The following is a 14344-nucleotide window of genomic DNA, read 5'->3' on the forward strand; positions in this document are numbered from 1 at the left end:
AAGCATAATAAATCTCTTTCTGTTATTAGCTATAATTTAATAATCTACTAATGCCAAGGAATCGGTTCAATGAGTATTGGAGGCCCAGGCCAGCCCCCAGGTTCACAAAAACCAGGCGATCATCAATCTGCACCAGTTCAAGGTAGTCCTGATCAGACTGAACAGCCCGGAGGGGGAGTCACACCATCTCCCTATATGCCTCAAATACCATCGGGTAATGGATATCAGTATCCAAAGCCATTAGATGGTCGATCATCGGAAATAGTGGCTCAACCTATTCCTCAAATGCCTGGAATGAATCAATCCCAGGCACTGGCCCAGGCAACAGCCTCTGCCTATGGCAGTATGGATAAGTTGGGGGGAATGGCAAGCTACTGGAATGGCCTGGGTACTGTTATCAATAATTTTGGCAATATCAACATGGGGCAGGCACCTGCCCTGGGTGTTCCTTTAGGTTGTGTCCAGGGCGGAGTCCTTGTTCCTGCAACGACGTTCCCTCAGATGTCCCTTGGTGCATTTAATCCCACGATTCTTATGAATGCCCTGGCTGTTATCCAGCAGCAGCAAGCGATGCTTATTAGTCAGTTGGCCCAGAGCATGAGTGTTGTTCAGTCGCTGGCGGGGCAATATTCAGCAATGGCGATGTCGATGCCTGCTTTCCAGCCAACACCTATGGCTATACCCCTGCCTATGGCATTTCAGCATATTCATGCATTTGGCACCGGAGCAATGCCTCCTCCCATGATGGCGTATCCCTGTCACGGGTATCAGGGGTGGGGAGCTTTCGAGGGGCAGCATTTTATGATGCCTCCCATGCCTCCTTACTACTTTGACCCCCGGTGGCTTGAGCAACATGCCCAGGGTGCAGCGCCTGGTGATGAATATTTTCGTCATTGCTATAAGGGATTCAACAGTGCTGATGATGCTTATCAACATGCACCTGAAGAACCACAGAATGCTAATGGAGGAAAGCAGAATCCTGCCAAGAGTCAAGAGGAAGAAAAGAAGTCTGCCGCTGAAATAGAGGAGCAGGTTCAGCAGCCAGAAGAAAGGCTGGATTCGGAGCAAAAATTACTACAGTTTTGCTTTGCTGGAGATTTGGATGGCGTAAAAAGTTTATTTGAGAGTGGTACAGTCAAGGACGTTAATGTTTCATTGCCATTTAAGCTTGCTGATGGCAGTCGTACTAAGGTGACGCCATTGATTCTTGCAGCCAGGAAGGGAAATAAGTCCCTTGAATTAGTTAAATATCTTACTGGTAAAGGGGCAGATTCCAGCCTTGAATGCGCAGATCGCACACCGCTGCAAATGGCTTGCTGGTGTTCTGATGATGCTGATGAAGTGATTAGGCATTTAGCAAATAGTGGCGCTGATATCTTCAACAAAGATGTATCAGGCAATAGCCTGCACTATGCCTATTTGAGTGAAAATGAAAAAAATATGCAGGCTGTGCTTGAGAGAGCGGGTAAAGAGAAAGAGCGTTTATTAACCGAAGCGAAACTGCAGGCAAAAGACTTTGCCCAGTGCCACAGTAGTGAACTTAAAGCGATGGTTGGCTACTGGGAGAGCCAGATTCCGGAAAATGCGAAAACAGAGCATAGTCAGTTTACTACTGCATGCAAACGCTGTGCCTATGAACAACTGTCTAAAAGTTTAAGTGCACTAAGAGAAAAGTGGAGCGAGTTTGATATTAATGCTCGCTACGGTAATGGACAACTTTCTCCTTTGGAAATGGTGTGTTCTTCTCCATCCCCGGATGAAGATGATTTCCGTCGTAAATTGATAATGATTCATCGTTTGAAACAAAATGGAGCTGTTTTTAATCCGGCTGAAAGAGAAAAATATGAAAGTTTGATTCAAAAGGGTGAACGTGATCCTGACCGTAGAAAATTATTGCTTAGAATGATGAGTGCTCCTACCGGCACAGATCTTCAGGAAAAGATCAGAAGAAAAAAAGAGCGATACACTGACGATAATGTTGTACCCGACGCAGACAGAGTGCCTGTTGATCCTGACAAGCATCCAGGCTGGTTTGCGGAAGGGTCTGAAAGAGAAGCAGATATCGAGGCGTGGGATAAACGTGAATACCGGATGACGCCTAAAACTGAACAGGCTCAAAAAAGACAAGATGATCGTTTTGAGGATGGCCTTGAGTCAATCATGTTCGCCCAGAGAGATGATGAAAGCAATAATGTAGAGCGGGATCAGGCTTTTCTGGAAGCAGAGCCTGATAGTAGCCGTCAGAAACTGTGTGTTCCTAAAACTAAAGGCGGGATGAAAGGGTTTTTCCAAAAAAAAGAGCCTGATCTGGGAGTGGGTCTTGCGATGGTTGCGGGGCAAGGTCAGCAGGAGCCAGCCCGTATTGAAGATATACATATTGAAGCAACCATAACGGTAGATAGTACTACTTATGAAATGAGTACATTGTTGGACTGCCATGGTTCTGATGGATTAGCTATAGCCCGCTTTGCAAAAGAAAAACTGCCTGGAATTTTAAAAGAAGAAATCATTAAGGCTATTCATGAAGGGAGAGAGATTTCAGATGCATTTAAGCTCGCCTGTGTAAGGCTGGATCGGATGTTGGCTAATGATTCTCGATTTAATGATTCTGATATTTCCGGTACAGCATTAAATATGGTGATAACGGCCAGGGATGGGGATAATGGCGTAAAGAATTCATGGGCTGTTAATCTCGGTGACTGTGAAACCATTGTCATTGATGCAAATGGCACAGCTAAACAACTCAGTATGCCAACATCTGAAAATCGAAGTATAGGTGATGGTATTTTAGGTGAAGGGAAGTCTGCCCGGGCCAAGGTATTTAAGATTGATTCGTTAGGTTATAACCCTGATGAGATGACGCTTATTCAGTGTACCAAGGCGATGAGAGAACAAGCAGGGCCCCATGCAATGGCTGCTCTTGCCGGTAAGCTGGTTACAGGTGATGGGAAAAATGCAGGACAATGTACTGCCCAGGAATTTTCTGTGGCATTAGTCTCCAGGGCGGCGGCCCAGAGACAGGAGGAAAAGGGTAATATTGTTGCTGTGGTTAAGTCATTGAGTTCCGGGGCCAACGGCAAAACCCCCTTGCCTCCCCCGGTACGCACTCCGGAAACGGTCAGGGCAAGACTCAAGTGGATTTCCTGGGACAAAACCGGGCAGGAGGATATACAGCGACACTATGAAGAGGTGAGTTCCTGGAAAGATGTTAAACCGCCAAGCACCTGTGATGACTGTCTTCAAGAACTCTATGTTGAGTTACAGACAACCTATGGAAAGCATAGGTTAATGCCCGAAGGACTTGAGAAAGCTATAGGAAAACAATCGCCTTCAGGCCCCCTGCTCATTAAATTAAGTAAAGCTGCAACTATTACTGAGCTGGAAGCAGCAGCAAAAGATCTTTCCACAGATGGTACTGCTCCTTCTGTCAGATTATACCGTTTGAAAAAGGCCCGTTTTATTGCAGATAAGTTGGATAAGCCACAATCTATGGAAGAGGGGTTGAAAGCGCTTTTCTCCCTGAAGGCGTATGCAAGTGAGCTATTAAGGGATGAAGCGCTTGATCCCCGCGCTCGTTTATTTTTAAAGGATCTAACTCGTTCTTATGGCTGGCTTAACAAGTGTGTAGATCGTTCTGAAAGTGAAGAGGATGATGATCAATTCCGTGAGGCTGTCGATGCAGATGATCCAGGTGGTGCAGAGGCTAAGAACTTTAAGGATTCGGTTAATTATGAACTTAAGAAAACACTGGTTCCCTTTGTGGTTGCAGATAAGGACACGCCCTTTACTGCTACAGAGATAGCTGAAGTTGCCAATCATAATGAAGTCACATATCGACTGATGTGGTTTCAGTTGGATGAGTGGGGAATGTTACCGACAGATAAGGATGAACGTCGGGAACTGTGGCAGCAAGCTTTAAGTCTGGTGAGAGAACCTGTGGCTCAAAGGGATGTTTCTTCGACTCCTGATGAGACGGTTAAAACAGCCAAAAAGGAAAATGATGGAAGCAATGTCTTTATGGGTACTGTTGATTTGGATGCAATGCCTTCGACAGATGATGAAGCCTCCGAGGTGCCAAAAGCAGAGGCGGATAAAGCACCTATCCCGGTAAAAACGGCTAGAAGGTCAAAACTCTCTGTTGCTGATCTTTCTAAACGGATCGCGTTTTTCCAATCTCATCAACCTGGTGAGGTGCAAGCCCCCAGGGTTATGGTTGATGAATTTCTTGAAAAAGGTGGAGGTCCCACAGAGAAGGTTCAAATAGGGTCGCGAAAAGTGAGTCTTTTAACGGTGCTCGTTGAAAATGGGCATAGGGAAGCAATTAAAAGGTTAGCTGCTAGATGGCCTAGCTGTGCTGAACCTAAGCCTGTACCTCATGATATTCTCGATATTGACCAAGAAATAAAAGGGCTGAAGAAAAAACTTGAGCGTGATAATAAGGGAGAGGTTAAATCAAAAGAACCTAAAAATGAGTCACCTTTAGAGATGGTTGAGAAGTTGGAAAAAATGAAAAAGGAGATGGTGAAGCCCGCACTGGAAAGGTTTGCCAGTACCCCCACCCTCAGGACAGGTAATGAAACAGAAGATGCAGCTATGATAGTGCAGATGTTGGATAGGCTGCCTGACCCGACTGGAGAAAAAAAATTTTGTATTAAGCTTATAAAAAAATGTTGCGAAAAAATGGATGATGATGGTTTTTTGTTAGTTGAGAAAGCCTTAATAAATAGAGGGGATGTTTTGCTTAAAGCTGAAGTAGATGATATTGAAAAACATATAGGGGAATTAAAAGAAAAGGGTGCCGGGAATATTGACTTTAATCCTATAGAAAACGCATTGGTTGTACTACAGAAACGCCTTTCTGGTCTTACTGATTTCCATAAACACATACATGGTACTGATGCTCTAAATATTGGAGACATAAAAAAATGGATACAAAAGGAGGGGGTGACTGCTTTTTATAGGTTCGGATCCCAGGCAGGAGGTTATGTGGGCGCTCTGGAAAAATTATGTGAAAGGTGTACTGAAAACCAATTCAAAGAGGTGTTTCAGCTACAAGAAGTAGGCGGACTAACAGTGAAGATGGATGATAATCGGTATAGTCAGTTACAAAAGCACCTTCAAGATTTAGCCACTCAAAATTCAGGAGCAACCTATCCAGATGCAAAAGCAATGGAAACTTTTTTAATAGATCATCAAAGAATTAGAAAGATAGAGGAGCTGGCAAAACGCCTTGAAGATGGTGATGATATTGTCACTCATGGTGAAGTTTGGGACTACAGCTCAAAGTATAGTATTTCGTTGGTGTATCCTAGTGTTAATGATGGCTTGCTGGCTAAGGCTTGTAAATATAAGAATAAATATGCGTTAAAGGCAATGTGTGAAATTTTGGTAAAAAATAAAGATTTTTATGTTAAACAACATTTAACGATAGATGTGATAGAAAAACTTATCCGGGAGTCTGAGGGAGATCAAGAGATAGAGTCTGAGCTAAAGGCTCTATTACAAGGATGGAAGAAAAAATAAAAAGAGCTGAGTTGCTACTTATTTTCCGGCCATTGCGCATAAAAATATGGTTTTAATGAATTATGCTTGAGAATAGCCTCCCTCATTTTACAGACTAACATTCAAGTCAAGGTATTTTCAAAACACTATCCCTGACAGCATTACTGAAAGCTTTATATTGCACTATACCTACCAGTGCTCTATAACTAAATAAGTCTGGGGTTTATCGAGTATCGGGGGCGATTAGGATTCGACGACGGTATCGAAACCTGAGGTGCATGCCGAGGACGTAGTGGTTCTCGTTAATCAAAACACTACAAACCTTTAGTTGGCACTACAGTCAACCTCTTCGCGGCTCAAAATGGCGAGCGTTTCGACGCTGCCATGGCGGCTTAATCTACTACTAACCTAGTAGACGCGACAATCCCTCCGGCTCGCCTGCTGGCTGGTTTTACGGATTGTCATTGTAAGCAGGCTCGTTACGCTCAGTATGCCTGTGGCTGACGGACTAAAACCTTAACAGGATCGCCTTGCTTCACCCCGACCGCTGGGTCGTTGCAGGGTCAAATAAAAGGCGGATCTAAGCATGTAGAGCCAATGGTAGAGAATCGGCGGACGCGGGTTCAAATCCCGCCGCCTCCACCAATAGAAGGCCTCCTGTTATTGAGACAGGAGGTTTTTTTATAGATAGCTAAAGCACGTTTACGAGAGAGCCGTATATTAGAAACAGTGATTGGTATAAAGATCCGGCTTCTGTATAGTTGTATAATTTTTAATCAAAAAGGATTCTTCCTTCTTATTGGCTCTTTGTTGATTTATATCCAACGTCTTGCCACAAGGTTATCCACAGGTACTGTGGAAAAGCATTTATAGTCTGGATTTTTTGTTTTAGCTGTTGATAGTAAATGTAACAAAGTTGTAAATAATGTTTATCTGCTATGCTTTTTGTGTTCTGGCAAAAAGAGACAGGCTATGAGCGACATGATTGAGGCCATAACCTCGCTGCTGTGGGAATACCTTTTGGTTTATCTGCTACTGGGAGCGGGTTTTTACTTTACACTCAGAAGCCGTTTTGTCCAGGTCAGGCATTTCTTTCATGCCTGGCGTATTATGCTGGGTTCCCGCACTACAGACAAAAGCCAGATATCTTCATTCCAGGCTTTTTGTACCAGCCTCGCGGCCCATGTGGGTACCGGCAACCTTGCAGGTGTCGCTATAGCCATCTATCTGGGTGGTCCGGGAGCGGTCTTCTGGATGTGGACTGTTGCGCTACTGGGGATGTCTTCCAGCTATGTGGAAAACACACTGGCACAGCTTTATAAAACAAATAATGGAGATGGGACATTCAGGGGTGGGCCTGCCTATTATATCGAAAAGGCCTTTAATCTTCGGTGGCTGGGTGTTCTGTTCTCAATACTGCTCCTGGTTTCTTTCGGGTTTATTTTTAATGCCGTCCACTCCAACTCTGTTGCCGCCGCATTGTCCGGCAGCAGTGTTCTGACGCCATTTCATGTTGGGCTGATGATGTCTGGCATCACCGCCCTGATTATATTTAAAGGTATCCGTTCCATCGCCGCTTTTGCTGAAAGCGTTGTGCCTATCATGGCGCTAGCGTACTTGTTAGTGGCTTTATTTGTTGTGGCTATTAGCCTGGATCAGTTGCCTGCTGTATTCAGGCTGGTTATTGATAGTGCCTTTGGTTTTCAAAGTGCGGCGGCAGGTGGCATTGGCTATAGCGTTGCCCAAGCCATGATGCAGGGCGTTAAAAGGGGGCTGTTTTCCAATGAGGCCGGGATGGGCAGTGGCCCGAATGCGGCAGCTACGGCAACGCCCTGGCCACACCATCCGGCAGCTCAGGGTATTATCTCCATGGTCAGTGTCTTTATTGATACCATTGTAATTTGTACGGCGACTGCGGCGATTATTTTATTGTCCGGCCAGTTGGATGGTGGGAATACCTTGAATGGTATTCAGCTAACCCAGGTTTCTCTCGGTGCTATCGTTGGTGGATGGGGAGAATATTTTATATCCGGAGCAGTGATATTTTTTGGCTTCACTTCTGTTATAGCTAACTACTACTATGGAGAATCCAACCTTCTCTTTATTCGAAATAGTCCGATTCTGCTTTTTCTGTACAGGTGTACCGTTGTGTTGCTGGTTTTTATTGGCTCTATCAGCTCTTTACAATCTGTCTGGATTTTTGCGGACTTAGCCATGGGGTTGATGGCATTGATCAATTTAGCCGTGATTGTACTTCTGTCTGGCCCGGCATTTCAGGTACTCAGGGACTATGACAGGCAACTGGGCAAGGGCATACTTCCTGTATTTCAGCGCCGCAATTTTCCCTTTCTTGACCGCACAATGGATCATGATGTTTGGAATGATGGTTCCGCTTCTATTTCTGATGATCCAAATAATGGCGAACCCACGGAAATTTTACCTGAAGCAGAAGAGTCCTGAGTTATATTATTAATCCAAGCTTATATAAAACATCAGGAAGGTATTAATAGGGAAAGTTAATGCCTGGATGGGCTATATGCTGATTTGTTCTATAAATCAGGCTATTGACTGACCTGATTGCAAAAGCTAACAACCTACCGCATAAGTACTAATACACAATACGTCTCGTTTAGTCCCTAATACCATCAAAATAGAATTGACATAAAACTCTAACATTACTAACGAGTCTGGGAAGCCTATGAACGAAATTATTGCCGTTGCAAATGACTTAATTTGGGGGAATATCCTGATGTACCTGCTGTTAGGCGCAGGTATTTTCTTCACCCTCAAAACCCGCTTCGCTCAAATAAGGCTATTTTCCCAAGCATGCAGAACCATGTTGACCAGCCGCAACAGGGACTGCAAAACACATATCTCACCTTTTCAGACTTTTTGTACCAGCCTCGCTGCACGTATAGGGACTGGCAATATGGCCGGGGTGGCTGTTGCTATCTATCTTGGCGGCCCAGGTGCGGTGTTCTGGATGTGGTTGATTGCGCTATTGGGTATGGCAACCAGTGTGGCAGAGAATATCCTGGCACAATTGTATAAGACCAATAATCATGATGGCACTTTCAGGGGCGGGCCTGCCTACTATATTGAAAAGGCTATAGGTCAGCGCTGGCTTGGAATTATCTTTTCCATTGCATTGATTATTGCCTTCGGTTTTGCCTTTAACAGTGTCCAGTCTAACTCTATCGCCGCTGCATTTAGCAGTTATGATATCCCGGCATACTGGATTGGTATTGGCTTAGCTGTTACCAGTGGTCTGATCATTTTTGGTGGTGTTCGCTCGATTTCCCGGGCAGCTGAGATGATCGTACCGATTATGGCCTTTGGCTATTTGCTAGTAGCCCTGGTGGTTGTTGCTTTGAATATCTCTGAGCTGCCTGCGGTATTCAGCCTAATTTTTAAAAGTGCCTTTGGTCTGGAAAGCGCCGCTGGTGGTGGTGCTGGCTATATGATTTCCCAGGCAATGATGCAGGGTATCAAGCGTGGTTTATTCTCTAATGAAGCGGGTATGGGAAGTGCGCCAAACGCCGCAGCGGCAGCTCATGCCAGTCATCCTGCCAGTCAGGGCATGATTGGTATGTTGGGCGTCTTTATGGATACCATGGTTGTCTGTACGGCAACGGCGGCCATTATTTTAATGTCAGGTGCCCTTGAGCCAGGAAGCGGTGTTACCGGCATTGAGTTGACTCAGGCTGCCCTGGTGAGCCAGGTGGGTCCATGGGGGAAACATTTGATTGCAGCGGCCATTCTGATGTTTGCCTTTACTTCAATCATTGCCAATTACTACTACGGTGAATCCAACCTGCGCTTTATTCGTGAAAGTAAAAGCCTGGTTATGGTGTATCGGGTTGCGGTAATCGCCATGGTTATTTGGGGGGCAGTGGGGGACTTGCCTACGGTATGGGCTTTTGCTGACCTGTCTATGGGAACTATGGCCTTGATTAATCTGATCTCAATACTTGTCCTTTCCGGCATTGTAGCCCAGGTTCTGAGGGATTATGACGAGCAGTTGAAGACGGGGATTACTCCGGTATTTAACCGCAAGAAATTCCCTTATCTTGACCGGACTATGGATAATGATGTTTGGCAGGAGCATAGCGCACCGGTTAGAACGGCTGAACCCAAGGTCACTGTTAACAATGATGCGGTGTTGGACTAAACCACGCCCGGTTAGAAAACCGTAATTTGATAGACCTACGCAGGGCGTGCTTTAGAAACAGCTTCGCTGGATCAGCAAGCTATAAATATCCGGTTTTCAAACTGGTTGCGGTTTAGGATTGCAAAGCGTTAAAGAGCAAACAGCCTCTGTTCACTCTGAGGCTCTATGTTTCCTGTCAACATGATTTTCAACAATTTTTAACAGGTGTATGGTGTGGGACGCTTCTGGCGTCCCGCGTTAAGTGTCCACCATTATGGAGAGCAAGATGAAATATTTATTTTCCCTACTCTTGGTCATGCTACTGACCGGGTGTGTTACTGGCGAGAAAGTTGCCAGCATAAACCCAGGAATGTCACAAAATGAGGTTGTTCAAGTGCTTGGTAAACCAGACGGTTTTAGACAGTCAGGTGATTACACTATTTACAAATACACTAATCGTTTAATTTCTGGCTGGTCTTGGGATAGAGCGGACTACTCTTTTGTATTCAAAGATACTCATCTTGTAGAGTATGGTGCTGGGGAAGTTCGTGAAAGAAATGTTGGTGGCATTCATAGTGTATTCGTCTATCAGCTATAAACTGGGGAATAGTCTCTCCTGTTCCGCGTATCGCTTTGCTTGATTGTGGTATCCTTAACCGAATTTAACTGTATATGCGGGCTGGGTCATGGCAGACAAAAAACGAGACTTCAATTTTGAGCAAACCCTGGGTGACCTTGAGTCACTGGTGCAAAAAATGGAGTCCGGGGACCTTTCACTTGAAGACTCATTGAAAGCCTTTGAGAAAGGAGTCCAGCTTACCCGTGAATGCCAGCAAGCTTTGTCCAGGGCCGAACAGAAGATAAAGCTACTGCTTGAAAAAAATGGTGAATTGAAAGAACAGCCCTTCGATCAGCCATTTGAGGAAAAGTGATCATGACACTGGAAGGATACATTAACCATTGTCGGGATCGTCTGGATAACGCTATGGGCAGGGTGCTGCCTGATCATAGCGATGTCAGTGAGCGACTGGTTAGCGCCATTCGGTATTCTATCTTTAATGGCGGTAAGCGCATTCGGCCTTTGCTGGTTTATGCTGCCTGCCAGAGTGTTGGTGGTTGTGAGAGTAATGCTGACCCGGCAGCCTGTGCGATTGAGCTCATTCATGCCTACTCCCTGATTCATGACGATCTTCCGGCCATGGATGATGATGATCTCAGGCGAGGGAAGCCCACATGTCATAAAGCCTATGATGAGGCAACAGCCATTCTGGCCGGGGATGCGATGCAGTCACTGGCTTTTGAGTTGCTAAGTCATGAACACATGATGCCTGATAGTTTTTTATCAGATAAGCAGCGTCTATTGCTGATAAAAAACTTAAGCTGTGCTTCTGGTCATGGAGGAATGGTTGGAGGGCAGGCCATGGATTTGGAATCTGTTGGCATTGAGTTGAGCCGGGATCAACTGGCCTTGATGCATCAACATAAAACCGGTGCTTTAATCAGAGCCAGTGTTACCATGGGAGCCATTAGTCACAGTACTGTTGAAGATTGGCAGATCAGACAGCTTGATAGCTATGCTAACGCCATCGGGCTGGCCTTTCAGGTTCAGGATGATATCCTCGATGTGGTGGCGGATACGAATACCCTGGGCAAACAGCAGGGAGCTGATCAGGCACTGGATAAGCCAACCTATGTTTCAATCCTGGGGCTTGAAGCAGCCAGAGAATATGCAATGAGTTTATGCGACACTGCTATTCAATCATTATCTGATTTTGATGACCTCGCTCAACCTTTACGACAGCTGGCGGGTTATATTATAGAAAGACGTTACTAGCTTTTTTAGTGCCGCTAAGCATTAATATCCATACAAGATAAGCAGTCATCTATTTTATGAAAAAAGGTAAATTTTTAGACTTCATGCTAAAACCGATGTTATCAGGTACAATCGGTTCCTGTTTATTTTGGCTTTGCGGCCTGATCATTGCAATGCGGTAACATGTTTCACGAAATACCCAAAAAAAGGCCAGATACTCCGTTATTGGACCAGGTGGATAGCCCTGAGCAACTTCGTGCTTTTAGTGAGTCGGAGCTGCCCCAGCTGGCCAGGGAGCTAAGGGAGTTTCTGCTATATTCTGTGGGCCAGACCGGTGGCCACTTCGGAGCCGGCCTCGGGGTGGTTGAGCTGACCATTGCCCTCCATTTTATTTTTAATACGCCTGATGATCGCCTGGTGTGGGATGTGGGGCATCAGGCATACCCCCATAAAATCCTTACGGGACGGAAAGGGTTGATGCCGACGCTGCGGCAAAAAGACGGAATTGCAGCTTTCCCAAAAAGAACTGAAAGTGCCTATGATACCTTTGGTGTGGGTCATTCCAGCACGTCTATTAGTGCAGCCCTGGGCATGGCTATCAGTGCAAAACTGATGAAAGAAGACCGGCGTACTGTTGCCATTATTGGTGATGGTGCAATGACGGCTGGCATGGCTTATGAAGCCCTGAACCATGCTGCTGACCTGAAGGCCAATATGCTGGTTATCCTTAACGATAATGACATGTCCATTTCCCGCAACGTGGGAGGACTGTCAAATTATTTGGCCCGGGTGTTGTCGAGCAAGACCTATCATCATATCCGTGAAGGCAGTAAAAAGGTTCTTCATGCGATTCCCAAAGCCTGGGAGCTGGCCAGGCGCACCGAAGAGCATATGAAGGGCATGGTGGTGCCGGGAACGCTCTTTGAGGAAATGGGCTTTAACTATATTGGCCCCATTGACGGGCATGATCTGCCAATGCTGATCCATACGCTGAGAAATATCAGGGATCTGGAAGGGCCTCAGTTCCTTCATGTGGTAACGCAGAAAGGTAAAGGGTTTACTCCGGCAGAGCAGGATCCTATTGGTTATCATGCCATTACCAAATTAGAGCCTCAGCGCAAGGAAGGCGATAAACCGGTAAAACTCCCTAAAAAACCTAAATACGCCAATATCTTTGGACAATGGCTATACGATATGGCGGTTAAAGATGAGCGGTTAACAGGCATTACACCTGCCATGTGTGAGGGGTCTGATCTCATCCGCTTTGCGGAGCATTTTCCCGAAAGATATTTTGATGTGGCCATAGCAGAACAGCATGCTGTGACCCTGGCGGCCGGTATGGCCTGTGAAGGGATGAAGCCGGTTGTTGCTATTTACTCAACCTTCCTGCAAAGGGCATACGACCAGCTTGTTCATGATGTGGCTGTTCAGAAGCTGGATGTGCTCTTTGCCATAGACCGTGCCGGTATGGTTGGGGAAGACGGTCCCACCCATGGTGGTTGTTATGATATTGCCTTTCTCCGCTGTATCCCGGATATGCTGATTATGGCTCCGGCAGATGAGAATGAGACACGGCAGATGTTATCAACAGGGTTCTTTTTCGATGGCCCTGCTTCGGTGCGCTATCCCCGCGGTACCGGGCCTGGAGTGAAAATCGAATCTCACCTGAAGCCGCTGCCTATCGGAAAGGGCGAAATCAGGCGTGAGGGCCAGCGTGTGGCTATTCTTGCATTTGGTACTGTGCTGGATAATGCGCTAAAGGCCGCTCAGGCAGTAGATGCCACTGTGGCTAATATGCGCTTTGTTAAGCCTATTGATGAGGCATTGATTCTAAAGCTGGCAGCAACCCATGAACTTCTGGTGACTGTGGAAGAGGGATGTATCATGGGGGGAGCAGGTTCAGCAGTAACCGAGTTCTTGCAGAAAGAAGGCATTTCTGTGCCTGTTATTCAGCTGGGAATACCTGATCGTTATATTGAAGCGGCAACCCATGCGGGTCAGCTTGCAGAGTGTGGCCTTGATGCTGAAGGAATCCAAAAAGCAATAGAAAATAGGTTGGCTCGTATACCGAAGAAAACTATTCAGTATAAAAGTCAGGTGTCTATCGTTTAATGGTATTCTGAGCCTTGGTGGTTTTTGCCAGTTAGTCGTAGAAAGTGGTTAATGGGGAATAGGGAATGAAGCTTTATGCTATTCCCCATTTCTCTAAAGATGACGGTGTACAGATATTAGCAACCGGGTGTAATCAGGCAGTATTGTACAAGTGCCCTAATTTCCAGACCTTAGTAGCCAGATAACGCTCATTATGGGGGTTCTGGCCTGTTTGGTGGGGAATGCGCTCCGCTATGTTGATGCCTTGACGGGTCAGTGCCTCAACTTTGCGTGGGTTATTTGTCATTAACCTCAGGCTGGATACACCCAGGTGGTCAAGCATTAGCTTGCACATGTCGTACTTTCGCAGATCGGGAGCAAATCCAAGCTCCTCGTTTGCTTCGACGGTATCCAGCCCACTATCCTGTAAGTGGTAGGCACGAATTTTATTGATTAAGCCAATCCCCCGGCCTTCCTGACGTAAATACAGAAGAACTCCCCGCCCCTCCTCTGCAATTTTTTTTAGCGCTGCCTGGAGCTGGGCTCCGCAATCACAGCGCATGCTAAATAACGCATCCCCCGTGAGACACTCCGAATGAACTCTGGCGAGAACTGGCTCGTCGTGACGCAAGTCGCCTATAGATAATGCCAAATGCTCCTTGCCCGTGCTCCCTTCTTCGAAACCGTGCATGATGAACTCACCATAGGGGGTGGGCAAGCGTGACTCTGCAACGAAACTAACAGACACTCACTGCTCCTCGAACAGCATGACTAAGCTGGCAGGCTTT

The 14344-nt window shown here is 46.0% G+C and carries 8 protein-coding genes and 1 other RNA gene; 8 read left to right on the forward strand and 1 reads right to left on the reverse strand.

What is annotated here, in order from left to right; translation table 11 throughout:
- Positions 1-69: 69 nt before the first annotated feature.
- From MJ595_RS07685 to dxs, 8 genes are all read left to right on the forward strand, one after another.
- Positions 70-5523 carry an ankyrin repeat domain-containing protein gene (locus MJ595_RS07685; protein WP_263081863.1) on the forward strand — a complete coding sequence of 1818 codons (5454 nt, stop codon included), beginning with the start codon at positions 70-72 and terminating at the stop codon, positions 5521-5523.
- A gap of 214 nt (positions 5524-5737) precedes the next feature.
- Positions 5738-6147, forward strand: a transfer-messenger RNA (tmRNA) gene (gene ssrA / locus MJ595_RS07690).
- Between the two features lie 327 nt (positions 6148-6474).
- Positions 6475-7962, forward strand: coding sequence for a sodium:alanine symporter family protein (locus tag MJ595_RS07695; RefSeq protein WP_263081864.1), 1488 nt, complete (start codon positions 6475-6477; stop codon positions 7960-7962).
- A gap of 238 nt (positions 7963-8200) precedes the next feature.
- Complete coding sequence (locus tag MJ595_RS07700; RefSeq protein ID WP_263081865.1) at positions 8201-9673, forward strand: sodium:alanine symporter family protein; 1473 nt, start codon at positions 8201-8203, stop codon at positions 9671-9673.
- A gap of 265 nt (positions 9674-9938) precedes the next feature.
- Entirely contained in the window at positions 9939-10250 is a 312-nt protein-coding gene (locus MJ595_RS07705) for an outer membrane protein assembly factor BamE (RefSeq protein ID WP_263081866.1), read from the forward strand.
- Positions 10251-10338: 88 nt separating this feature from the next.
- Positions 10339-10584: an exodeoxyribonuclease VII small subunit gene (locus MJ595_RS07710; RefSeq protein WP_263081867.1), complete on the forward strand. Its 246-nt coding sequence runs from the start codon at positions 10339-10341 to the stop codon at positions 10582-10584.
- A gap of 2 nt (positions 10585-10586) precedes the next feature.
- Positions 10587-11486 carry a (2E,6E)-farnesyl diphosphate synthase gene (gene ispA / locus MJ595_RS07715; protein WP_263081868.1) on the forward strand — a complete coding sequence of 300 codons (900 nt, stop codon included), beginning with the start codon at positions 10587-10589 and terminating at the stop codon, positions 11484-11486.
- Positions 11487-11648: 162 nt separating this feature from the next.
- Positions 11649-13577, forward strand: coding sequence for a 1-deoxy-D-xylulose-5-phosphate synthase (gene dxs / locus MJ595_RS07720; RefSeq protein ID WP_263081869.1), 1929 nt, complete (start codon positions 11649-11651; stop codon positions 13575-13577).
- A gap of 133 nt (positions 13578-13710) precedes the next feature.
- On the opposite strand, the gene ribA is transcribed toward dxs, so the two are convergent.
- Complete coding sequence (ribA, locus tag MJ595_RS07725) at positions 13711-14304, reverse strand: GTP cyclohydrolase II (protein WP_263081870.1); 594 nt, start codon at positions 14302-14304, stop codon at positions 13711-13713.
- Between the last annotated feature and the right edge of the window lie 40 nt (positions 14305-14344).

It is taken from the genome of Endozoicomonas sp. Mp262 (genome assembly GCF_025643335.1).
Taxonomy (GTDB): Bacteria; Pseudomonadota; Gammaproteobacteria; order Pseudomonadales; family Endozoicomonadaceae; genus Endonucleibacter.

What these genes read in the sequence shown, in the direction of transcription:
- MJ595_RS07685 (WP_263081863.1), top strand. Translation starts at nt 70, where the DNA reads ATGAGTATTGGAGGCCCAGGCCAGCCCCCAGGTTCACAAAAACCAGGC.
- MJ595_RS07695 (WP_263081864.1), top strand. Translation starts at nt 6,475, where the DNA reads ATGAGCGACATGATTGAGGCCATAACCTCGCTGCTGTGGGAATACCTT.
- MJ595_RS07700 (WP_263081865.1), top strand. Translation starts at nt 8,201, where the DNA reads ATGAACGAAATTATTGCCGTTGCAAATGACTTAATTTGGGGGAATATC.
- MJ595_RS07705 (WP_263081866.1), top strand. Translation starts at nt 9,939, where the DNA reads ATGAAATATTTATTTTCCCTACTCTTGGTCATGCTACTGACCGGGTGT.
- MJ595_RS07710 (WP_263081867.1), top strand. Translation starts at nt 10,339, where the DNA reads ATGGCAGACAAAAAACGAGACTTCAATTTTGAGCAAACCCTGGGTGAC.
- ispA (WP_263081868.1), top strand. Translation starts at nt 10,587, where the DNA reads ATGACACTGGAAGGATACATTAACCATTGTCGGGATCGTCTGGATAAC.
- dxs (WP_263081869.1), top strand. Translation starts at nt 11,649, where the DNA reads ATGTTTCACGAAATACCCAAAAAAAGGCCAGATACTCCGTTATTGGAC.